The organism is Pseudovibrio sp. SCP20 (assembly GCF_057774105.1).
Genome location: NZ_JBYMDH010000003.1, coordinates 384,866 through 406,211, shown reverse-complemented (window position 1 = coordinate 406,211; position 21,346 = coordinate 384,866). Strand labels below are relative to the sequence as shown.

Below are 21,346 nucleotides of genomic sequence, written 5' to 3'. Positions count from 1 at the left end.
AGTTATCAGTGATTCCTTGCTGTGGTTTACATAGGGCATAAGCCCAGTAGCTTTTGCTTTATTAGGAAAGCTAAAACTTTTCATATAATTTCTAGTGTGCTATGAGTTTCCTATGAGTGATCGCACAAAAGACAGACTGATGTACGCGCTTAAATCGCGCGGACCTAACACAGCGGCAACCTTGGCTAAACACCTGGGTGTAACGGCTGTGGCTGTTCGTCAGCATCTGGATGCGCTCCTTGAAGCAGAGCTTGTTGAGTTTGAAGATCTGAAGGGTACTGTTGGCCGTCCGCGCAGGACCTGGCGCCTTTCTGATACTGGCAATAAGAAGTTTCCTGACAACCATAGCGGTGTGCTTGTCGATTTGCTTGGCAACATCAAAGACCTTTATGGGGAAGAGGGGCTTCAGCGTTTGATTGATGCGCGTGCTGATCAGTCCCGCAAGTCCTATGTGTCTGCGATGAAGTCTGCCAAGACGCTCTCAGAAAAGCTGCATTGCCTTGCTGAGCAGCGCAGTGAAGAAGGCTACATGGCTGAGGTTCTGAAGGACGGGGAGGAGAGCTTCCTGTTTGCGGAGAACCACTGTTCCATCTGTGCCGCAGCCCGGTCTTGCCAGCATTTCTGCCAGTCTGAGTTGGATCTGTTTCAGGATGTGCTGGGTGCGGATGTGCGTGTAGAGCGCGTGGAGCATATCCTCAAAGGGGATCGCCGCTGCCTCTACAAAGTCTCGCCTAACTAATCAGGCCTTTGTTTTTACACTAGGATAGAGAGAAGCATTGCCAGTTCTACGCGGCTGCTTACGTTCAGCTTTGCGTAGATGTTCTTGCGGTGTGTGCGCAGTGTGTTCTTGGTGATGTCGAGATCTGCTGCGATTTGAGGCTCTGTCTGTGTTCCTGACAGCTGTTCCAGAACGATTGCTTCTTTATCCGTCAAGCGGAAGAGGGCGGTTGCCTTCTGGATGTTGATCTGCTGCTGGATTTCCAAATCGGTGATGAAGAGGAAGAACAGGTCCTCATAATCCGTATCAACCAGACGGATGTCGATATGGATTGGGCGCAAGAATGCTTCGTCGCGGCGGAGGACCAGCTCCTGCTGAACATCCAGATCAATGGTGGCTGTTGCCAGGCTTTGTGCGTTCTGGAACTCGCGCTGATGGCTTGGATCTGTGAACTCCAACCTACCGGTGCTGATCTTGATCTGGGGTGTTTGCTCAAACAGGCGTTTGGCGAACTCGTTGCTGCGCAGGATGGTGCCATTTCCCTGAATTATGGCCACGCCCTTTTGTAGCCGGTCAAGGCTGTCTGCAAGATAGCTGCAGAAGGCTTGGTCTACAATGTGGGCGATCTCATTGCTCAAGGTATTGGATTCCTGTTTTACACCGAGCAACAAAAAATGGCTGATGGTGTAATAGCGTGCGTTTGAATGGAAGGAAGTTCATCTAAATAAGAGTCGTTCTTCTATTCCATATTCTATAGCTTAGTGAAAAATCGATAATGCGTATGCAGTCATACGGTATATTTTTCGGTTATTCACAGCAACGGGTTGAATTAACTACTTTCATTAGTTGGTGACGTTACGCAAACACCTTGCGAGCGCCATGTAATCCTCGCTTTTAGGCGAAGTTTTGCGCCAAATTAAACCTATCCTACGGGAAGGTTGAGGCTCTGCAAACCGCAAAAGTGTTATGCGATCATCTGCGATTTCTGTATCTGTACAAATTTCCGGTAGTACGGTTACCCCATATCCGGCGGCCACCATATGGAGGACTGTGGCGATACTTGTGGCGCCCACATTAGCTGATTGATTTTGACTAATTGATCCACAAAAGCTCAGTGTTTGATCTCTGAGGCAGTGACCTTCTTCCAGTAGTAACAGATTCTCACCGTGCAGATCGTCAGGGCCCATGCGTTTGCGTTCGTCGATTTCGCGTGAACTGGCTACAGCTAAAAGGAAGTGATCTTCAAAGATTGGAGCTTCTTCCAGATCGGGCTCTTCAACAGGCAATGCCACGAGGACGGCGTCCAGAGTGCCGTGTTTGAGTTCGCTGAGTAGGGTCGCAGTCAGTGTTTCGCGAAGATCCAGCTGCAGCGCAGGATATTGCTTCGTGAGAGCTGGCAGCAGTTTCGGGAGGATGTAGGGGGCGAGTGAGGGGATTACACCGAGGCGAATGGTTCCGCTTAAGGGGGAGGCGGCGTGTTCTGCGTAGGCTTTAAGGTCTTGCATCTCCCGCAGGATCTGGTTCGCACGCTTTGCGATCTCTTCGCCTTCCGGAGTCAGGCGGATGGAGCGGGCGTTTCTTTCGATCAGGCAAAGGCCGAGCTCTTTCTCCAGGTCGCGGATCTGCATGGAGAGAGCGGGTTGGGAGACGCAGACTTCTTCCGCGGCATTTCCGAAGTGGCCGTGCTGTTGGACAGCGACGAAATAGCGAAGTTGTTTGAACGTAAGCATGAGATAAAAATATCTTATTGCAGGGTGAAACTGAATTCACATTTGCTGATGAAATGTTGATGCTATTGCCGCTCTGAAATTGTTGATTTTCTTAGGCGGCTTAGAAACTTGACCTCGGGCGACTCAAGGGTGCTTCATCCGGAAGTTGACCTTTTGGTAAGGAATTAACGTTTTGAGTGCCGTAAATGTTGATGAAGCCACTCAAAATTTGGGGACGTTCTGACAAAAAGAGAGTATGTCACCAACAGGAAGTTAACGGTGTCCGGGCCATGCGTCGAACAGATGAATGTGGTTAAGGATTTGTGATATTTTTGTAAGCCCTTGTTGTTGCTTATTTTTTTAATTAAATTTCTGAGGTCCTCGCTAGAGCCCGAAAACTTATTGGTTTTTTTGTTATTCAAAGCATGCAAATCGCACATTAATTTTTCTAAATTAACTAAAAATAGAAGAGATTGAGTTAGGTTTTGTTTAATCCTGTTTCTTAGGTTTTTATTAGTTTGCGTATCCCATCGGTGTTTTAAATGTCATCTGACTTGGCTTCTCATATCGTTGACTTCAAATCTCTGGCGCTTGAAAAAAATATCGAGCGGCGCTCGGAGCTTGCCCGCCATGTGGCACTTTTGTTTGCCCGGACGTGGGAGCGGTGCTCTGATGATCAGATTGATATCTATGATAGCGTCATGCTCCGCCTCTCAGAAATGGTCGAGCGGCATGCGCTGAGTTATATGGCTGAGCAGCTTTCTGAAGTGCGCCGCGCTCCGGAACAGACTGTTCGTAAGCTTGCTTTTGATGAGATTGATATTGCAGAGCCGCTGCTGCGGAGCTCTAACGTGTTGCGTGAGAGTGATCTTGTGAGCATTGCGCGCAGCAAGAGTGATGATCATCGTCTGGCGATTGCAAAGCGTGATGTGATTTCAGAGAATATCAGTGAGGTTCTGGTCGATCTTGGAAACTCCGAGGTGAAACAGACTGTTGCTGGCAATGATGGTGCGGTGCTGGGTCAGCGCAGTGTGAACTCCTTGATGAGTGAAGCGCGCGGGGATGAGGTGCTGCAGATGGCGCTTGGTCAGCGTGCGGATCTAGCTGATGCGCATATCGAGGCGCTTATCAATTTTGCCAGTGAGCAGGTTCGTAAGCAGCTTATTAAAGAGGGTGCAAGCGATGTTGCTGGCAAGCTTCCAAAAGCTGCGCGGATTGCGGCTGGTAAGCTTTCCAACGAGTTCTGGCTTGGTCGTTATGACTTTGAGACCGGACGTGGCCGTGTAATGGAGCTGGTTCGTCAGGGCCGCCTTAATGAGAACGCTCTGCGGGCTTATGCGGAAGAGGATCGCTTTGCCGAGGCTGTTGCAGCGTTTGCGATGTTGGCAGGGATTGGTCATTCAGAAGCACAACATTGGACCGTGCGCAATGATACGGAGCCATTCCTTGTTGTGTGCCGCGCTTCCGGCTTTGGCATGATGACCGTTCAGGCACTGTTGAAGATTGGGCCATGGCGGTATCGCCTTTCCAACTCTCAGCGGCAGGCTGCGTTGAAGACTTATCAGGCGCTGGATCAGCAGGAAGCTTATAAGCAGTTCATCACCTGGAAAGAGCAATGGATGGCTTAGGGCCCGCTCTTTATGCGTTGGTTATTCAAGGGTCGCTTCGGCGGCCCTTTTCTTTGTCAATTTAATCCAAAAGTCGAGTGGTTCTTCAAAAGCAACTTTAGGTACTCGTCGTGTTTACTCCTGCCTGATTGGGTCGTGTAGCCAAAGCAGGATTGATGCAAGTAAGAAAAAGCAAAAAAGTTTCTTCTGACAGTGCTAAAGCGGATCGCTTCCTTAATTTCCTTATCTCCTTTCTGACGCTGCTTGTTCTTGTTGGTATGGGGCTCCTGTTGCACATCAGTTTCGTGGCTGCGCAAACGGTGGAAACTGGAACTCCCGCTGCCGCAGCTCCCATGGTTGCGGAGCAGGAGATGGTGGTGCAGAGCGCACCTGCTGCTATGGGCAATGAGGAGCTGGTCTTTGGGCTGTCGAATGGCCTTGAGCTGTTCTCGCTGGAGAATATCGATCGCTCCAGCGAGTCCCTGAATGCTGTCCTGCTGGATCTGGGTAACTTTCCGGTTCACGTTCACAACGCTTTGGAGCGGGCGCGGCCAGACACCAATATCTCCTGGGTCTGGCAGATTTTTGCGCTGACGTTGTTTGCTGTCACCATTGGTTTTGTGGTGGAGCTTCTGGCTGACAAGTTGTTTGCCAAGCGGTTGCTGCGGTTTTATCGGGGTAAGCCAGAGAGCAGGGCGGAGAAGATTGGTTTTCTGTTCTCCCGGTCACTGGTGCAGGTGGCAGCGATCTTTCTGCATGTGATTGTGACTTTCGCACTTATCCTCGTGATCTCAGATAACACTGAGAGTGTGCGGCATGCGGCGTTGATCTTCGCTAGCTTCTACTTTTTCTTCCGTCTGCTGCTTGTCTTTACGCGAAACTTTCTGGCTGTTGGAAATGAGCATCACCGGGTGGTGCCGCTGGATGATCAGGTTGCGCGGTCTTTTCTGCATGCGATCGTTTTCTGTGGCGGCGTGGCCTTCTTTCTTCTGGCGTTTGGCAGGTGGATGAGCCACTTGTCGCTCAATGCCAATGCACAGCGTATTCTGGATTTGCAGAGTGGGTTATTTCTGGCCGTTTCTGCTGCAGTGATCTGCTACATCTATCGCAGGCCGATCGGGAACTGGTTTTCTGGCCAGCAAGATCCAGCTCAACGGCGACGGGTCTGGCGGCGGCTGTTTAGTCAGAATTGGCATCTGGCAGCACTGGCTTACTTTCTGGTGGCGTGGCTGGTGTTTGCGCACCGGCTGCTGTTGGGGCTGACCTATGACAGTTTGCTGCTGCTTGCGCCTATTGTTGCGATCTTTGCCAGCGTGTTGCTCTACGGCATTCTTCTTCTCGTCATTGATAAATGGCTATTACCGCCGATCAACATCGACAAGCTCCAGGATGCCTTTGTTGAAGAGATTGTGCAGGTAGAGGAAAGAGCAGGACACTCTTACAATCAAGAGGAAGTCAACGCTGAGGCACGGGCGTTGGCCGCGGACAAGGAGGCTGGGCGACAACCCTATCGACAACTGCTGGACCATGGTGCCCGCTTGGTGACATTGATGTTTGGTCTGGCTGTCATCATCGAAGCCTGGGGGATCAATCTCTTCAAGCAGGATGGGCTGTTTGGCAACTTGGTTGAAGTGGCGTTGATCGTGTTCTTTGGCTACATGGCCTATCAGGCTGTTCACATTACCATTCAGCGTCAGATTGAGATTTCTGAGAGTGACAAGAGCGGGCAGGCCAAGATGGGGCGGTTGGCGACGCTGCTTCCAATCCTGCGAAACTTCCTGCTGATCTCAATTGTGGTGCTTTCCGGCATGGTTGCCCTTTCAGAGATCGGGGTGAACATAGGCCCGTTGTTTGCCGGTGCTGGTGTTGTTGGACTTGCGGTTGGCTTTGGAGCGCAAACGCTGATCAAAGACATCTTTTCAGGTGCGTTCTTCCTGCTGGATGATGCTTTCCGCACGGGTGAGTACATCTATGTGACCAATAATGTGGAGGGGACGGTTGAGCGGATCTCCATCCGGTCCATGCAACTGCGTCAGTCTGATGGTCTTCTGAATACGGTTCCCTTTGGCAATCTTTCCTTCGTGAAGAACTCCTCCCGTGACTGGACCATGATGAAGCTGGCGTTTCGGGTTACTTACGATACGGATGTGGACCGGATGCGGGAGTTGATCTCTCAGCTTGGCGACAAACTGCTGAATGACCCTGAGCTGGGGCCGAAGTTTCTGGAACCGCTTCAGTCACAGGGCATCACTGCGCTGGAAGATTCAGCGATGATTGTGCGGGTGAAGTTCACGACGCGGCCAGGGGATCAGTACATTCTACGGAAGGCTGTGTTTGCGGGCATTCGGGAAATCTTCAACCGTGAAGGCATCACATTTGCCCACCGGGAGGTGAAGGTGAGGATCGATGAGGGGGCTGGAAGAGGCCGGTCTTTCTCTGACTCACAGAAAAAGGCAATGGGTGGTGCCGTTTTACCGATTGTTGAAGATGATGACCCGGATAATCCTTCCAAGGCATAAATGCCGCAAATTGGCGGTTTTTCTCTCTTTTTGACCTATGGGAATGTCAGAGTTGAAATTTGATCAGCCAATTTTCAAGGAAAACTCAGAAAAACTATTCCTCTTTTGGTGCGAGAAGGGAATGTTCCTCCTTGTCATCGAGTTCTTATACGTATAAAGATATCTTTATATCATATTATTCGATCAGCTGGCGGCGGTAATAGGCTTGATAACGACAGTAAATAATGAACCAGAAGGCAAACTCCCGGTAGAGGATTTGGTGGGCTGCTTGCGTGCCTGTGGTGAGACGACACGTATTCGTCTGCTTGCTTTGCTTGTGCTTGGCGAGCTGACCGTGAAGGATCTGACAGTCATTCTTGGGCAGAGCCAGCCTCGGATTTCGCGCCACCTGAAGCTTCTGTGTGAGGCCGGGGTGATCAAGCGCTATCCGGAAGGGGCCTGGGTTTATTACCGTCTTGGTGAAGGCGGCCCGGCAGAGTTGGCACGACGCATTGTTGCGCAAAGCCAGCAGAGTGATCCGGTGCTTGCTGCTGACCATGACCGTTTGGTGTCGTTGCGCCGTGCAAAGGCGGAGGAAGCGGCGGCTTTCTTTGCAGCACGTGCCAACAACTGGGACAAGGAGCGTAGTCTTCATGTTCCTGAAGTTGCTGTCGAAGCTGCTATGCGTGCGCTTGTGGGGGCCAAGTCCTTTGATACCCTCCTAGACCTTGGGACTGGAACCGGACGTTTGCTGGAACTGTTCAGCGAGCAATACGAGCGTGGCATCGGTATTGATACCAGCCAGAACATGCTTTCTGTGGCGCGGGCCAATCTGGACCGCGTGGGCTTGCAGAAGGCACAGGTGCGTCAGGGCGATATTTATGCGCTTCCGATTGCACCGGACACAGCTGATCTGACAGTGGTTCATCAGGTTCTTCACTATCTGGAAGAGCCTGGGCGGGCGATTTTGGAAGCTGCCCGTACTTTACGGCCGGGTGGTCGCCTCTTGCTCGTTGATTTTGCTCCTCACGAACTGGAGTTTTTGCGAGAAAAGCATGCGCATCGTCGTCTTGGCTTTTCTCAGGAACAAGTGGGCAATTGGCTTGCAGAAGCTGATCTGGAGCTTGTTTCAACGAATGATCTTACCCCGGGCGCGGGGGAAAAAGACAAATTAACTGTTACCCTTTGGCTCGCTCAGGATCGTCGGGTTGTGACCGACCTGCCTGTAGCGGATCCGACCAAGGAGCTTGCTTAGTTATGAGCGAACATAGTATCGATCGCCGTTTTAGGCTCAATGGAGCCTCTGACATCTCCGTTTCTTTCGAGTTTTTCCCTCCAAAGAGCGAGAAGATGGAGCAACAGCTTTGGTCGTCAATCAAACGGCTTGAGCCTCTGAGCCCGAGCTTTGTATCCGTCACTTATGGTGCTGGCGGATCGACCCGTGAACGTACTCACTCTACCGTTTCGCGTATTGTGAATGAGACTGCTCTGAAGCCAGCTGCTCACCTGACTTGTGTGGATGCCACCAAGGAAGAGGTGAACGAAGTCATTCAGGCTTACTGGGATGCTGGCGTTCGTCACATCGTGGCGCTGCGTGGTGACCCAGCTGCTGGTCTTGGTGAGGCCTACCATCCGCATGAGGGCGGTTATCAGTCTACTGCAGATCTGGTGGCGTCCATCAAAACGATTGGTGATTTTGAGGTTTCTGTTTCTGCCTATCCGGAGAAGCACCCTGAATCTCCAAGCTGGGATGCTGAGCTGGATGTGCTGAAGGCAAAGGTGGATGCGGGCGCGACCCGTGCGATTACTCAGTTCTTCTTCGATAACGACCATTACTTCCGTTATGTGGACCGCGTTCGTGCGGCTGGAATCAACATTCCGATCATTCCGGGCATTGTTCCTGTGACCAGCTTCAAGGGCATTTCCGGTTTTGCGAAGAAGACTGGTGCTTCTGTACCAGGCTGGTTAGCGCACCGGTTTGATGGTCTGGATGATGACCCGCGCACCCGTGAGCTGGTTGCTGCAGCGGTGGCGGCTGAGCAGGTGATGAGCCTTGCGGATGATGGTGTTGAGGACTTCCACTTTTACACCATGAACAAGGCGGACCTCGTTTACGCGATCTGCCACATGCTTGGACTTCGGGCAAAACAGGATGTGAAAGCATCTGTCGCCGCCTGAACTTAATCCACGTCAGCAGAGATAATTATCGGGTTACGGCCCAGCTGTGACCCGCACAAAATAAAGTACTAGAAAAGATCGGATCCCATGAGTTTGCAGGTGAAAAAGACCGGTTCGGACATTTTTGCAGCCCTAGAAGCAGCCGCCAAGGAGCGTATCCTTGTTCTGGATGGCGCCATGGGAACTATGATCCAGAATCTTCAGTTTAGCGAAGAGCAGTTCAGAGGTGAGCGCTTCAAAAACTGGAACCAGGACCTGAAGGGTAACAATGACCTTCTGATCCTGACGCAGCCGGATGCCATTCGGGACATCCACCTTCAGTATTTGAAGGCGGGCGCGGATATCATTGAGACCAACACCTTCTCCTCAACCTCCATTGCGCAAGCTGATTATGCGATGGAGAGCATCGTCTATGAGCTGAACAAAGAAGGCGCGCGCCTTTGCTGTGAAGCTGTTGAGCAGATGAAAGAGATCGATCCATCCCGCCGCCGCTTTGTGGCTGGTGGACTTGGACCGACCAACCGGACAGCTTCCATCTCTCCTGATGTGAACAATCCGGGCTTCCGCGCGGTTTCCTTTGATGATCTGAAAGACTCCTATGCTGAAGCAACACGTGGTCTGATCGACGGTGGCTGTGATCTGATCCTTGTTGAGACCATCTTTGATACACTGAACGCAAAAGCGGCTTTGTTTGCGATTGATGAGGTGTTTGAAGAGAAGGGCGTGAAGCTGCCGGTGATGATCTCCGGTACAATCACTGACCTTTCCGGACGTACGCTGTCCGGCCAGACGCCAGAAGCATTCTGGAACTCTGTTCGTCATGCTGCGCCGTTTACTGTTGGCTTGAACTGTGCGTTGGGTGCGAAAGAGATGCGTGCGCACGTGGATGAGATTTCCCGTGTGGCTGATACGCTGGTCTGTGCTTATCCAAATGCTGGCTTGCCGAACGAGTTTGGTGAATATGATGAGAGCCCGGAATACATGGCTGGGCTTTTGAAAGAGTTTGCTGAAGCTGGTCTTGTGAATGTGGTTGGTGGGTGTTGTGGCACGACACCAGAGCACATCAAAGCAGTTGCGGATGCTGTTGAAGGTTTGCCGCCACGCGCTCTGCCAGAAGTTCCGCGCCTGATGCGTTTGTCTGGTCTGGAGCCATTTACCTTTACCAAGGACGTGAACTTTGTGAACGTGGGTGAGCGCACCAACGTGACGGGTTCTGCGCGCTTCCGTAAGCTGATCAAGAATGATGATTACACCACAGCGCTGGATGTGGCGCGTTCTCAGGTGGAGAATGGCGCGCAGATCATCGACATCAACATGGATGAAGGGCTTCTGGACAGTGAAGAAGCCATGGTCACCTTCCTCAACCTGATCGCGGCTGAGCCGGATATCGCAAAGGTTCCGGTGATGATCGACAGTTCCAAGTGGACTGTGATCGAAGCTGGCCTGAAGTGTGTGCAGGGCAAGGCTGTGGTGAACTCCATCTCCCTGAAAGAGGGAGAAGAGAACTTCATCGCGCAGGCCAAGCTGATCCGTCGGTATGGCGCTGCTGTCGTTGTGATGGCGTTTGACGAGACCGGTCAGGCGGACACGCTTCAGCGCAAGATTGAGATTTGTAAGCGCTCTTATGATGTGCTGGTCGACAAGGTTGGCTTTGGTCCGGAAGATATCATCTTCGATCCAAACATCTTTGCGGTAGCGACTGGTATCGAAGAGCACGACAATTACGGCGTGGACTTCATTGAAGCGACGCGTTGGATCTCCGAGAACCTGCCTTACGCGCATATCTCTGGCGGTGTTTCCAACTTGTCGTTCTCCTTCCGTGGTAACGAGCCTGTTCGTGAAGCGATGCACTCTGTGTTCCTGTATCACGCCATTCAGGCGGGTATGGATATGGGTATCGTGAATGCAGGTCAGCTGGCGGTTTATGATGATCTGCCTGCGGAACTGCGTGAGCTTTGTGAAGATGTGGTGCTGAACCGCCGTTCTGACTCCACGGATCGCCTGCTGGATGCTGCTGAGAAGTTCAAAGGCGCTGGTGGCAAGAAGCGTGAAGTTGATCTGACCTGGCGCGAAGGCACCGTTGAGAAGCGTCTGGAGCACTCTCTGGTTCACGGTATCACTGACTTCATTGTTGAGGATACAGAAGAAGCCCGCCAGAAGGCGGATCGTCCGTTGCACGTGATTGAAGGTCCGCTGATGGACGGCATGAACGTGGTGGGTGACCTGTTTGGCGCTGGTAAGATGTTCCTGCCGCAGGTGGTGAAATCTGCCCGCGTGATGAAAGCGGCGGTTGCTTACCTGATGCCTTACCTTGAGCAGGAGAAGAAGGAGCTTGGTCTGGATGAGAGCTCATCCAACGGCAAGATCCTGATGGCGACTGTGAAGGGTGATGTGCACGATATCGGTAAGAACATCGTTGGCGTTGTTCTGCAGTGTAACAACTTCGAAGTGATCGATCTTGGCGTGATGGTGCCAACTGCGAAGATCATTGATGAAGCGAAGAAGCACAACGTGGACATCATCGGGCTTTCCGGTCTGATCACACCTTCTCTGGACGAAATGTGTCACGTGGCCTCCGAGATGGAGCGTGAGGGTCTCGATATTCCTCTGCTGATCGGTGGTGCGACGACCTCTCGTGTGCATACGGCGGTTAAGATCCACCCGAACTACTCCAAGGGGCAGGCGATCTATGTGACGGATGCTGGCCGTGCGGTTGGTGTTGCCTCTCGCCTGATGGCTGAGGGGGGCCGTGAGGAGATCTACGAGAACACTCGCCTTGAGTATGTGGATGTTGCTGAGAAGCACGCGGCGGCGCGGAACAAGAAGGTGCGTGCGAGTATTGAGAAGGCGCGGGCAAACCGCTTCAAGCCGGACTTTGAAACGCACAAGCCAACCAAGCCGAAGTTCCTCGGCACCAAGACCTTCACAGACTTCTCTCTGGAAGAGCTGGTGGATTACATCGACTGGACCCCGTTCTTCGCGACCTGGGAGATCAAAGGGGCTTATCCAGCGGTTCTGACGGATGATCGTTACGGCCCGGCAGCTCAAGCGCTTTACAATGATGCGCGGGAGATGCTGAAAGAGATCGTGGACGGCAAGCTGCTGCAGGCGAATGCTGTGGTTGGTTTCTGGCCATGTGCGCAGGATGGTGATGATCTGGTGCTCTACACGGATGAGAGCCGTACAGAAGAGCTGAAGCGTCTTTACACGCTTCGTCAGCAGATGGACCGTTCTTCCTCTGATCGTGGCAATGTGGCATTGGCGGACTTTGTTGCACCAGTTGAAAGCGGCATTCCGGATTATGTTGGTGGCTTTGCTGTTACCGCCGGTATTGGTGAGGACGTGCTTGCCAAGCGTTATGCGGATGCAGGTGATGATTACAACAAGATCCTCAGTCAAGCGATTGCAGACCGTCTTGCAGAAGCGCTTGCAGAACGCATGCACCAGTTGGTGCGTACCGAGCTGTGGGCCTATGCACCGGATGAGACGCTTTCTAATGCTGATCTGATCGCAGAGGGCTACGATGGTATCCGTCCGGCTCCGGGCTATCCGGCACAGCCTGATCATACTGAGAAGGGCACTTTGTGGGAGCTGCTTGATGCGGAAGCGCAGACTGGCATTTCTCTGACTGAGAGCTATGCGATGTGGCCTGGTTCAGCCGTGTCCGGTCTCTACTTCTCGCACCCTGACAGCCATTACTTTGGTGTTGGTAAGATCGAGCGGGATCAGGTTCAGGATTATGCGGTTCGTAAGGGCTGGGACTTGGAAACCGCTGAGCGCTGGTTGGCTCCAATCCTGAATTATAATCCAATGGCTCGTGAAGCTGCGGAATAACGCGCTGAAAATTAAAGATTAATCAGGGCTGCAAGGAAACTTGCAGCCCTTTTTCTTTGCTGGGATTGTCGATGATGCGTGCAAGGACTGTTTCCAAATAGTGATCTAATCATTCGCTGTGGTTCGACTATGTATGTTCATGAGAAAACAATCGCTCCTGTTCAGGGGCACTGAGAATGTCAGGTATTCCTCTCCGAAAGCCGGAGTCTTTTTTCAGGAATACGCTATTGGAGATGACAGATGAAAAAGACAATTCTGAAGATCGACAGTTCAGCCGCAACTGCAACCTCCGTCACCCGTCAGCTTGCGGATGAGCTGGTTGGTAAGCTTTCCAACGTAGGTGATGAGGTTATTGTGCGTGACCTCAACCAGCCTGTGTCATTCATTGATGAGAGCTGGATTGGTGCTGCTTATACCCCTGAAGAGCAGCGCAATGAAGATCAGAGAGCTGGTCTTGCTCTGTCTGACACACTCATCTCAGAGCTGAAGGAAGCCGACGTTCTTGTGATTGGTGCGCCGATCTACAACTTCTCTGTTCCAGCTGTGCTGAAGGCCTGGGTTGATCAGGTGGCGCGTGTTGGTGTGACCTTCCAGTACACAGAATACGGCCCAGAAGGCCTGCTGAAGGGCAAGAAGGCTTACATCGTAGCGGCAACCGGCGGTGTGCCTGTTGGCTCCCCAGCGGACTTTGCAGTGCCTTATCTCAAGCAGGTGCTTAGCTTCATCGGTATTACTGATGTGGAAGTAATTGCAGCGGAAGGCGTTGCTGTTGATCGTGATGGTGCGATTGAGAAAGCGCAGAACACAATGGCGGGCCTGACAGCAGTGGCTGCATAATACCCCGACAAATCAATGTCTCATCTGGAGCCCACCTTGGAAACAAGGTGGGTTTCTTTGTGCATCTGGATTGTTAGTGCCTTCTGATTTTTGTTCTTGAAGGACTTCGTAAGCATGGGGGGAGGGGTCTACAGTAGGCCGATAACAACCGCGGCAACAAATGCGAATGCAAATGTGATTGCGATGGCGTTAAAGCTTCGTGTGACAGTCATGGATTTATCTCCCGTTACTCACTAGCTGCTTGAAGCTTATGTGACGGGAGCCACGTTAGGAAGCAAAAAAATGCCATATTTCATGGCGCTGCTAGAAAACAGGCGAAGATCACTTAAAATTCCTACTGCAAATAATTTGTGTAAAGCCGGAGGATACATTCTGGTTGTTTTGTGAAAGACCAAGGGAATTCTTGCGTTTCCTCTGTCAAATCAATAAGCAGGATTTTTGCGGCTCCCGGAATACTATTGGGGTTGTGATATTTTTTCTCCTGCGGTGAATTGGACGTGGATAGTTTAAAACATTCATGACATTTCGGGCCGCAGTTCAGAAACATTCAGCAATGAATCAGGAACAGCGCCGGGCAAACAGCTGTTCAAATCGGGGATTTCGAGGTGGGTTACACGACAGGCGCGCGCGCTGCGCTCAGAACACTTTCGGCCGCGCTTGTTGTTGGCATGTGTATTGGTGCTGCACAAGTTGGTGCTACGCCGATGCCAAAAGCTCGCCCTTACTTCGGCAACACAACGCTGCTGCCACCGATGCCTCTTCCGCAGAGCAAGCTACCTGCCCAGCAGTTTCCGACCCCAATCGGAAAACCGCTTTCGCTGGTTCCTGTTCCTATTGAAAACCAGCGCGTCTTTCCGCCTGCCGGCAATGCCAAGATGTGTGTGTTGCGCGGGTGGAGTGTTGAAGTGCTGGAAAGCGTTGATGGACCGGGCGGTTGCGGTATCGACCAGCCTGTTTCCTTGCGCTCTGTAGTCGCTGGCGGGCAGGAAATTGGCCTGACCATGCCGGTGCAGATTGAATGTTCTCTGGCTCGGCAGCTGGATGGCTGGCTGCAGGATGTGGCCGTGCCTGCTGCGCGCCGGGAACTGGGAGTTTCCATCACCCGCATTCGCACGGCGGCGGGGTATGCTTGCCGCGGGCGGAACAACCAGCGCGGTGCCAAACTCTCAGAACATGGCAAAGGCAATGCGATTGATATTGCCGGTTTCCAGCTCTCTGATGGTCGCGAAGTGACAGTTGAAGAAGGTTGGGACGGGTCTTCTGCGGAAGTGCGTTTTCTGAGCAGCCTGCACAAAGGAGCGTGTGAGCGCTTTACCACTGTGCTTGGGCCGGATGCTGACCGATACCATCGTGACCATTTGCACTTTGATCAGGGCTGTCACGGCAAGGGCTGCAAATACCGGGTTTGCAAATAGGAGACGCCCACCTGATCGAGACGGGGCTTTATCTCTCTCAAGCGGGCGTTTGCTGTGATGTCAGGGCTTACTGGCAGAAACGGTTTTTGCCAGAGTAGGTGCGGTAAGTGCCGGTGTTCGGGTTAAAGCTTCTGTACTTGTTGGTGCAGTATGCGAACCAAGCTGGTGACCACGGGGCTGGGGCTACAGCCTGTGCGTGGTAAACCGGTGCTGGCTGATGCACGACCACTGGCGGGCGGTACGCAGGTGCCGGTGGGCGATACGCTGGCGCTGGTGGACGGTAGGCCGGACGTGGTGGTGCAACATACTGTGGCTGCGGTGTGACGGCATTGCCGATAATGAGGCCAGCTGCCAGACCGATGACGCCGATTGCAGCTGCTTCACCTGCATTGATGCCGTGCTTCTTGTGCTTTTTCTTCTTCCGCTTGTGGTAGTAGTGGTTCTCTACATAGGTGTTGTTTTCAATGTAGGTGTTGTTTCTTTGGCCTGCCTGAGCTGCAGAAACGACTGGCAACATCATTGCCCCTGCAAGCGCTACTGAAATTACTGCTGATGCTTTAGCCATTTTCGTCTCCGTAAACGGTATTTCGTGTTTGTTGAGACTAATTAACCAGAGACGGCCTGAACCTTCTTTGAGAGCGCCATTCATCTTCTGTTCATGTAGATTAATGAGATGGAAAAGCTATATAAATCAATTTATTAGTCGCAAGAAAAAATGTTCAGCGCCTGTGTTTCTTACCGAATTTTAAGTTGAGTATGCTTTTCATATTATTTAGTGCAGATAGACAACAATGAAGAATCTGAGCAGGGTCAGAACCGGATAAGTGAGGTTGGTATGGAAAAGAAGATAGATCCAATTCGTGAGACCACCGATGAAGCGCGCACGCTTGCCAGAAAGCTGATCAGAACGGTCCGGTTTGCTTCCCTAGCTGTGCTTGAGCCGGAGACCGGATACCCTATTGTCAGCCGTGTGGGGGTTGGCTCGGATGTTGTTGGTGCGCCGTTCATGCTGGCCTCCAGCCTTTCCAACCACTCGCAGTGCCTTGAGCAGGATCAGCGTGTGTCGCTGCTGATTGGGGAGCCGGGCAAGGGAGATCCTTTGGCGCATCCGCGTCTGACCGTGATTGGTCGGTTTGAGCGTCTGAGCAAAGGCGATCCGCTGTGCACGGAGCTACGTAACCGTTATCTGATGCGCCATCCTAAAGCCAAGCTCTACGTGGATTTTGCTGATTTTGATTGGTACCAGCTGCATGTCGAGCGGGTGAATATGAATGGCGGCTTTGGTAAGGCCTTCTTGCTGACGCGTGAAGATGTTCTGAGTTCTGAAGAAGGACGCGAGCAGCTGGCGGCGACGGCGCATGATCTGGTTATCCGCATGAATGAACGTCACGCTGATGAGATCGGCAGCTTTGCCTCCAGAACCTTCAAGGTGGGTGCCTCCAAGTGGGGGCTGGTGAGTATTGATGGTGAAGGGGCTGAGTTCTTTGACGGCGAGACGGTTTATCGTCATTTCTGGGATGAAGTGACACCAGCCGGTGCACTTGAAAAGCTGGTGCTACAAACTCTCGGTTGTTCTGTGTAAAACCATGACGTAGGGTTTTGCTTGCCTTATAGTTCTTGTAAGGCGACTATCTATGCAAGGCGCAGAACAGGGTTGGAGCAGAAATGAATAAAGAGAATCTGGACAGCACAGCGGGTGCAGAGGTCTATTCCGAAAAGACTTTGCGGATCTATGACCTGCTGGTTTTACGGTTCTCCAACACGTTTCTGTGGCGTTGTTCTGCTGCTAAGGCACTGAGTTTCTTCAACCGCAATGTCAGCGGCAACCATTTGGATGTTGGTGTTGGCAGTGGTTATTTTCTGGAACATGGCCGTTTTCCGCAGGACACGCGTCTGGTGCTGATGGATCTGAACCCGCAATGTCTGGACTATGCGAAGGCACGGGCGGTGGTTGCTAATGTGAGCACAGCGCAGGCGGATGTTCTGGAGCCGATTGAGTGGTCGGAAGACAAGTTCGACAGCATCAATCTGGGTTATCTGCTGCACTGCCTGCCGGGCTCCATGAAGCAGAAGTACATGGTGTTTGAAAACCTGAAGCCACTGATGAATGAAGGTGGGGTTCTGTTTGGCTCCACCATTCTTGGGGAAGGGCAGAAGCCAAACTGGGCTGCGCGTAAGCTGATGGCGTTTTACAACAGCAAGGGCATCTTCTCGAACCAGCAGGACAACCTTGAAGACCTTCGGGCCAATCTGGAGAAGTACTTCAAGGATGTGACCATTGAGGTGATTGGTGAAGTAGCGCTGTTCAGAGGGCGTGTGTAGCCGCTTCTTCCGGGAAGAGCACAAGGTCATCTTCGGGTGACCAAGGCTTCCATTTTTTGCCAAAGACGGTTTTGAAATCTGGCTGGTCGATGCGCTCGAGCAGCCATTTTTTTACGCTCTGCGGGGCCTCTTTCTCAAAGCGCTCTTTGTCTGCATTGGCGAACTGGCGCACGAATGGGAAGAGTGCCTGATCTGCCAGCGCAGGGCGGTTTCCGAACAGGTATGCAGACTTTTCCAGTCGCTCAGAGAGCTTTGAGAGCTCTTTGATGGCGAGGGTGTAATGCTCGTCCGGGTCGGTATCTTCGTAGCGCGTGGAGTATTTGTATCTGTCCAGATTGCGTTTGAAGTCGCCGTCCATTTCTTCGATGAGCTGCAGCATTTCTTCCAGTGAGCCGGTTTCCGGTGAGAGCCAGCTTTGTGGGTCGTTTTGCTGAAGTGCCCAGAGCATGATGTCCAGGCTTTCTTCAATCACCGTGCCGTCGTTGAGCAGAAGGACAGGCACAGTTCCTTTGGGCGAGATTTCCAGCATGTGGGCGGGCTTATCCCGCAGAACGATCTCGCGAAGGGCGACTGTAGTCTGGCTGGCCACCAACCCCAATCTTGCGCGCATTGCGTAGGGACACCGACGGAATGAATACAGGATCGGGAGGGATGTCTGCTCAGCCATGCTTTCTGTTGTCTGCCTTTGATTGATCGTTTTCAGCAGCTGGTATTTCTAATGAATCTACTGGAGCAATGCCAGCGGATTTGCGCTCATAAGCCTGAATTGCCTTTTCTTCTTTCAAAAAGGCCTCAATATGCGGCTGAAGTTTGAGCTCTCGGACAGGAGTGTCAGTTTCCTGCAGGACTGTTGTGGTCGGCACAAATGCTTTCTGTGCGCGGTCATACATGCTGACGCGGACAAGGCCGGTTGCTGCGACGATGCCCTTTTTCTGGCCACGGGTGAAGATAAAGCGCTGTTCCATGACGGCGGCTTCTTCCGTCCAGTAGACGATCTCGCTTTCCAGCTTAAAGGGCTCCATGAATGGCAGTTCACGGCGGAAGCGGACGGTGGCGTGGTTGGCCAGCGGAGTCCACTTGTTGCGGAAGATGGCTTTGCCCAGCTTGGTGCGGCTCATATGGTCCACACGGCCAAAGTCCATCATAGCCAGATAACGGCTGTTGGTGAGGTGGATGTTCATGTCAATATCGGAGGGAAGAACGCGCAGGCTCACAACAGACTTGCTGAACATATCTGCTAGTTTTTCCCGAAAAGGGAACTTAAGGAAATAAAGTATAAGTCTGAACCAGAGTTGCATTATTTCTCCACGTGATAGCTCACGGGCTCTCACAAAAATCTAATGGATTTTCCAATAGGGAATAAGGTTTCCTATTACGTTAGGTGTGTTGTGCCAGATGTTGAAAGAATTTTCCAGTTATCTCTTTGTGTGGGAGATTGCGTATAGCTCAACTGAACTCGCCGCGATTGCCGGGGCTTTTTTCTTCGCGGCCTTTGTTAAAGGCGCGACTGGCCTTGGGTTTTCAACCACTTGCCTGCCGTTTCTGGTTTATGCCGTGGGATTGAAAAGAGGAATTCCGCTCATCTTATTGCCGAGTATTACCAGCAATATTCTGGTGATGATCGATGCAGGATATTTCGGGGAAATGGTGAGCCGCTTTCGCTGGATGCTTTTGGCGACTGTCCCGGGGATTCTGTTAGGGCTGTGGTTTCTGGATATCGCCCCTGCGCAAGAAGCTGTCGTGGTGTTGGGGTGTGTGCTCATCAGCTATGCTTTGTTCGCCTTCTTCACGCCCAATCTGACCCTCTCACGAGAGATGGAGCGTTTGTTGGGGCCGGTAAGTGGCTTTATCACCGGAGTGGTCAACGGCATTACCGGATCGCAGATCATGCCGGTGATGCCCTATCTGTTGTCCCTGAACCTGAACAGCGAACGCTTTGTGCAGGCAATCAATTGCTCCTTTACGCTGTCGTCGTTTGTGATGGCAGGGGGGCTCTATTACCTCGGTCTGCTGGATCTCAGTGCGCTGGGTGTTTCCGCATTGGGGCTGGTCTTTGTGTATTTTGGTACCAAGTTGGGATCTTTGGTGCGGCAGTTGATGTCGCCTTCGGTGTTCCGGGCCACTGTTCTGCTGCTGCTTTTTGGGCTTGGGGTGAGCCTGCTGTTCAAGGCGTTTTGAGCAGGCGCATTCAGATGCTTTCCCGCGCCTTAAGCTAACTGGTGGTTTATGGATCTCCTCGGTTTGTGCCGGGAGATGATAGAGATTATTGCAGGTTCGCGCCTAGGCTCTGCTTCATGATGGAAATGGAAGCAGACATGGTGATGGCCGCAGAGTATCTCGGGTATACAGCCTTTGAGATCGCCATCATCATGTTCACGTTCTTTTTCGCAGCCTTTGTGAAAGGGCTTGCGGGACTGGGCTTTACGACAATCTGCCTTGCGATCCTTGCCTATACGGTGGGGTTGAAGAAGGGCATTCCTCTGATTGTTGTGCCGGGTCTCATCAGTGATCTGATCCTAGTTTATGAGGCTGGCTACTTTCGCGAATCCTTCAATCGATTCTGGCGGATTTATCTCTTCTCCATTCCGGGCGTGATGATCGGTCTTTGGTTTTTGAGTTGGGCGTCTACTCACTGGCTGACGATCCTGCTGGGTTTTGTCATCATGGCGTTTGTTGGCTATGCGCTGTTTTCAAAGAACCTACGATTGAGGACCCATTGGGAGAAAGCGGGCAGTTCACTTTCCGGCTTCTCAACCGGCTTGCTGACGGGGATGACTGGGTCTCAGTTGATGCCGATCACGCCGTTTCTGGTATCTCTGGACCTGCCGCGCAGCCATTTCATTCAGACAATCAATAGCTTCTTCACGGTGGTGACAGCCATGATGATCCTGGGGCTGACCTATCTGGGCCTGCTGCATCTGGGAGCGTTTGCGATTTCCATCACGGGGCTTGTGTTCGTCTATATCGGGACCAAGAGCGGCAATTATATCGGGCGTAGATTCAGCCCGGCGGTGTTCCGCTATTGTGTATTGGTGATGATGTTCTTTTCCGGTCTGGGGCTCATCATCAAAGAACTCTGGCTGAATGTGATGTGATGGCCCGCCCACTTGCAAACCCAGCGAAGGATCCCCAATTGCATCTCTGTCTAAACGATAAGCGCAGATGGCGCTTCAGAGAAGTTTTCGGAAAATGGTGATCCTTCAACTGATTGGGGGGCTTGTGCTGCTGCTTGTCGGCGGCGAAGCGCTGGTGCGTGGAAGTGTGGCTGTTGCCACGCGTCTGGGTGTTTCCAAGCTTTTTATTGGCCTGACGCTGGTGGGCTTTGGCACTTCCATGCCAGAGCTTGTGGCCAGCCTGCAGGGGGCATTTGCTGGATATCCCGGTGTTGCAATCGGGAACATCGTGGGCAGCAACATTGCAAACGTTCTGCTCATCCTTGGTATCACAGCGTTGATCCTGCCGATCACGGTGAAGCGGGAAGCCTTTCAGCGTGATGGGGCTGTGTTGCTGCTCTCCAGCCTGATCCTGTTGGTGGTGATCCTGACAGGGTATCTTTCCCGCTGGGCTGGCTTCGTTCTGGTTGGGCTGTTGTTGGCATATACCATCTACACCTATGTGGTGGAGCGGCGGGCAGAGCAAGCTTCCGGAGACGTTTATGAGGCTGAAGCGGATCAGGCGAGTTATCCGAACATCTCTATCCTGTGGGGGCTCGGGATCTTCGCAGCCGGCGTGATTGGCATCATTTCTGGTGCAAGCCTGTTGGTGAGCTCCAGTGTTGCCATTGCCCATAGCATTGGCGTTTCTGATGCTGTGATCGGCCTGACGCTGGTTGCGATTGGCACCTCACTGCCAGAGCTCGTCACCTCAGCCATAGCGGCGATCCGCGGCCATGTGGAGGTTGCATTTGGCAACATTGTTGGCAGCAACATCTTCAACATATTCGGCATTGGTGGTGTAACCGCACTCGTTGTGCCAATTCCAGTTCCCCCTGTGATCGCGCAGGTCGATATCTGGGTGATGGTGGGCACGGTGATTTTGATGGCAGTTGCCTGCGTCACTGGCTGGCGCGTCAGCCGCAGGGAAGGACTGTTCTTTCTGCTGTGTTACGCAACCTATATGGCGTTTCAACTCCTGCCGGGAGTGCGGGCTGCAGTTGGGATTGTCTGATCACAGGTTATCTTTGAGGCAAAAACTTATCCTCCCTGGTTCTGGAGCATCTATGCTTTTT

18 protein-coding genes are annotated in these 21,346 nt (G+C 52.3%); 13 read left to right on the top strand and 5 right to left on the bottom strand.

Annotated elements, in window-relative coordinates:
• Positions 1-112: 112 nt before the first annotated feature.
• Positions 113-739 (top strand): helix-turn-helix transcriptional regulator, encoded by a 627-nt coding sequence (locus AC3CB2_RS14485; protein WP_008547428.1) that lies wholly within the window; start codon positions 113-115, stop codon positions 737-739.
• Between the two features lie 14 nt (positions 740-753).
• On the opposite strand, the gene AC3CB2_RS14480 is transcribed toward AC3CB2_RS14485, so the two are convergent.
• Both AC3CB2_RS14480 and AC3CB2_RS14475 read right to left on the bottom strand, forming a co-directional pair.
• Positions 754-1,356: a helix-turn-helix transcriptional regulator gene (locus tag AC3CB2_RS14480; RefSeq protein ID WP_008547980.1), complete on the bottom strand. Its 603-nt coding sequence runs from the start codon at positions 1,354-1,356 to the stop codon at positions 754-756.
• Positions 1,357-1,560: 204 nt separating this feature from the next.
• The gene (locus AC3CB2_RS14475) at positions 1,561-2,448 is read right to left on the bottom strand and encodes a hydrogen peroxide-inducible genes activator (RefSeq protein ID WP_352933618.1); all 888 of its coding nucleotides are present in this window, start codon (positions 2,446-2,448) and stop codon (positions 1,561-1,563) included.
• A gap of 521 nt (positions 2,449-2,969) precedes the next feature.
• Here AC3CB2_RS14475 and AC3CB2_RS14470 point away from each other — a divergent pair.
• The 7 genes from AC3CB2_RS14470 (at position 2,970) to AC3CB2_RS14440 (ending at position 14,796) form a co-directional block, all read left to right on the top strand.
• Complete coding sequence (locus AC3CB2_RS14470) at positions 2,970-4,055, top strand: DUF2336 domain-containing protein (RefSeq protein ID WP_037036136.1); 1,086 nt, start codon at positions 2,970-2,972, stop codon at positions 4,053-4,055.
• Between the two features lie 155 nt (positions 4,056-4,210).
• Positions 4,211-6,553 (top strand): mechanosensitive ion channel family protein, encoded by a 2,343-nt coding sequence (locus AC3CB2_RS14465; RefSeq protein WP_352933615.1) that lies wholly within the window; start codon positions 4,211-4,213, stop codon positions 6,551-6,553.
• 259 nt (positions 6,554-6,812) lie between these two features.
• Positions 6,813-7,787 carry an ArsR/SmtB family transcription factor gene (locus AC3CB2_RS14460; RefSeq protein ID WP_054785212.1) on the top strand — a complete coding sequence of 325 codons (975 nt, stop codon included), beginning with the start codon at positions 6,813-6,815 and terminating at the stop codon, positions 7,785-7,787.
• A gap of 2 nt (positions 7,788-7,789) precedes the next feature.
• Positions 7,790-8,710 carry a methylenetetrahydrofolate reductase [NAD(P)H] gene (metF, locus tag AC3CB2_RS14455; protein ID WP_075698749.1) on the top strand — a complete coding sequence of 307 codons (921 nt, stop codon included), beginning with the start codon at positions 7,790-7,792 and terminating at the stop codon, positions 8,708-8,710.
• 87 nt (positions 8,711-8,797) lie between these two features.
• Positions 8,798-12,544, top strand: coding sequence for a methionine synthase (metH, locus tag AC3CB2_RS14450; protein WP_352933612.1), 3,747 nt, complete (start codon positions 8,798-8,800; stop codon positions 12,542-12,544).
• Positions 12,545-12,784: 240 nt separating this feature from the next.
• The gene (locus tag AC3CB2_RS14445) at positions 12,785-13,381 is read left to right on the top strand and encodes an FMN-dependent NADH-azoreductase (RefSeq protein WP_352933609.1); all 597 of its coding nucleotides are present in this window, start codon (positions 12,785-12,787) and stop codon (positions 13,379-13,381) included.
• A gap of 605 nt (positions 13,382-13,986) precedes the next feature.
• Positions 13,987-14,796 (top strand): extensin-like domain-containing protein, encoded by an 810-nt coding sequence (locus AC3CB2_RS14440; protein WP_352933606.1) that lies wholly within the window; start codon positions 13,987-13,989, stop codon positions 14,794-14,796.
• A gap of 67 nt (positions 14,797-14,863) precedes the next feature.
• Here the strand turns inward: AC3CB2_RS14440 and AC3CB2_RS14435 are convergent, their stop codons facing one another.
• Positions 14,864-15,361, bottom strand: a complete 498-nt coding sequence (locus tag AC3CB2_RS14435) for a BA14K family protein (protein WP_008547411.1) — start codon at positions 15,359-15,361, stop codon at positions 14,864-14,866.
• Positions 15,362-15,631: 270 nt separating this feature from the next.
• On the opposite strand from AC3CB2_RS14435, the gene AC3CB2_RS14430 reads away from it, so the two are divergent.
• Together AC3CB2_RS14430 and AC3CB2_RS14425 are read left to right on the top strand one after the other, a co-directional pair.
• A complete protein-coding gene (locus AC3CB2_RS14430) occupies positions 15,632-16,378 on the top strand; it encodes a HugZ family pyridoxamine 5'-phosphate oxidase (RefSeq protein WP_352933603.1) in 747 nt (248 codons plus the stop codon).
• A gap of 83 nt (positions 16,379-16,461) precedes the next feature.
• On the top strand, positions 16,462-17,118 hold the full coding sequence (locus tag AC3CB2_RS14425) for a class I SAM-dependent methyltransferase (protein ID WP_008547575.1): 657 nt from the start codon (positions 16,462-16,464) through the stop codon (positions 17,116-17,118).
• Here AC3CB2_RS14425 and AC3CB2_RS14420 read toward each other — a convergent pair.
• Together AC3CB2_RS14420 and AC3CB2_RS14415 are read right to left on the bottom strand one after the other, a co-directional pair.
• A complete protein-coding gene (locus AC3CB2_RS14420; RefSeq protein ID WP_352933600.1) occupies positions 17,102-17,785 on the bottom strand; it encodes a glutathione S-transferase in 684 nt (227 codons plus the stop codon). The genes AC3CB2_RS14425 and AC3CB2_RS14420 overlap by 17 nt on opposite strands.
• Complete coding sequence (locus AC3CB2_RS14415; protein ID WP_014286640.1) at positions 17,778-18,350, bottom strand: thioesterase family protein; 573 nt, start codon at positions 18,348-18,350, stop codon at positions 17,778-17,780. The genes AC3CB2_RS14420 and AC3CB2_RS14415 overlap by 8 nt, the downstream gene beginning before the upstream one ends.
• A 163-nt stretch (positions 18,351-18,513) precedes the next feature.
• Here AC3CB2_RS14415 and AC3CB2_RS14410 point away from each other — a divergent pair, with 163 nt between their 5' ends.
• The 3 genes from AC3CB2_RS14410 to AC3CB2_RS14400 all read left to right on the top strand — a co-directional run bounded on the left by AC3CB2_RS14410 (position 18,514) and on the right by AC3CB2_RS14400 (position 21,285).
• Positions 18,514-19,296 carry a sulfite exporter TauE/SafE family protein gene (locus tag AC3CB2_RS14410; RefSeq protein WP_352933597.1) on the top strand — a complete coding sequence of 261 codons (783 nt, stop codon included), beginning with the start codon at positions 18,514-18,516 and terminating at the stop codon, positions 19,294-19,296.
• Between the two features lie 116 nt (positions 19,297-19,412).
• Positions 19,413-20,213, top strand: coding sequence for a sulfite exporter TauE/SafE family protein (locus AC3CB2_RS14405; RefSeq protein ID WP_352933594.1), 801 nt, complete (start codon positions 19,413-19,415; stop codon positions 20,211-20,213).
• A 94-nt stretch (positions 20,214-20,307) separates the two neighbouring features.
• The gene (locus AC3CB2_RS14400; RefSeq protein WP_352933591.1) at positions 20,308-21,285 is read left to right on the top strand and encodes a calcium/sodium antiporter; all 978 of its coding nucleotides are present in this window, start codon (positions 20,308-20,310) and stop codon (positions 21,283-21,285) included.
• The last annotated feature ends 61 nt before the right edge of the window (positions 21,286-21,346 follow it).

Excerpts from the sequence above, each read along its gene's own strand:
- AC3CB2_RS14485 (WP_008547428.1), top strand. The coding sequence starts at position 113 with ATGAGTGATCGCACAAAAGACAGACTGATGTACGCGCTTAAATCGCGC.
- AC3CB2_RS14475 (WP_352933618.1), bottom strand. The coding sequence starts at position 2,448 with ATGCTTACGTTCAAACAACTTCGCTATTTCGTCGCTGTCCAACAGCAC.
- AC3CB2_RS14470 (WP_037036136.1), top strand. The coding sequence starts at position 2,970 with ATGTCATCTGACTTGGCTTCTCATATCGTTGACTTCAAATCTCTGGCG.
- AC3CB2_RS14465 (WP_352933615.1), top strand. The coding sequence starts at position 4,211 with ATGCAAGTAAGAAAAAGCAAAAAAGTTTCTTCTGACAGTGCTAAAGCG.
- metF (WP_075698749.1), top strand. The coding sequence starts at position 7,790 with ATGAGCGAACATAGTATCGATCGCCGTTTTAGGCTCAATGGAGCCTCT.
- metH (WP_352933612.1), top strand. The coding sequence starts at position 8,798 with ATGAGTTTGCAGGTGAAAAAGACCGGTTCGGACATTTTTGCAGCCCTA.
- AC3CB2_RS14445 (WP_352933609.1), top strand. The coding sequence starts at position 12,785 with ATGAAAAAGACAATTCTGAAGATCGACAGTTCAGCCGCAACTGCAACC.
- AC3CB2_RS14435 (WP_008547411.1), bottom strand. The coding sequence starts at position 15,361 with ATGGCTAAAGCATCAGCAGTAATTTCAGTAGCGCTTGCAGGGGCAATG.
- AC3CB2_RS14430 (WP_352933603.1), top strand. The coding sequence starts at position 15,632 with ATGGAAAAGAAGATAGATCCAATTCGTGAGACCACCGATGAAGCGCGC.
- AC3CB2_RS14425 (WP_008547575.1), top strand. The coding sequence starts at position 16,462 with ATGAATAAAGAGAATCTGGACAGCACAGCGGGTGCAGAGGTCTATTCC.
- AC3CB2_RS14420 (WP_352933600.1), bottom strand. The coding sequence starts at position 17,785 with ATGGCTGAGCAGACATCCCTCCCGATCCTGTATTCATTCCGTCGGTGT.
- AC3CB2_RS14415 (WP_014286640.1), bottom strand. The coding sequence starts at position 18,350 with ATGTTCAGCAAGTCTGTTGTGAGCCTGCGCGTTCTTCCCTCCGATATT.
- AC3CB2_RS14410 (WP_352933597.1), top strand. The coding sequence starts at position 18,514 with ATGTTGAAAGAATTTTCCAGTTATCTCTTTGTGTGGGAGATTGCGTAT.
- AC3CB2_RS14405 (WP_352933594.1), top strand. The coding sequence starts at position 19,413 with ATGATGGAAATGGAAGCAGACATGGTGATGGCCGCAGAGTATCTCGGG.
- AC3CB2_RS14400 (WP_352933591.1), top strand. The coding sequence starts at position 20,308 with ATGGTGATCCTTCAACTGATTGGGGGGCTTGTGCTGCTGCTTGTCGGC.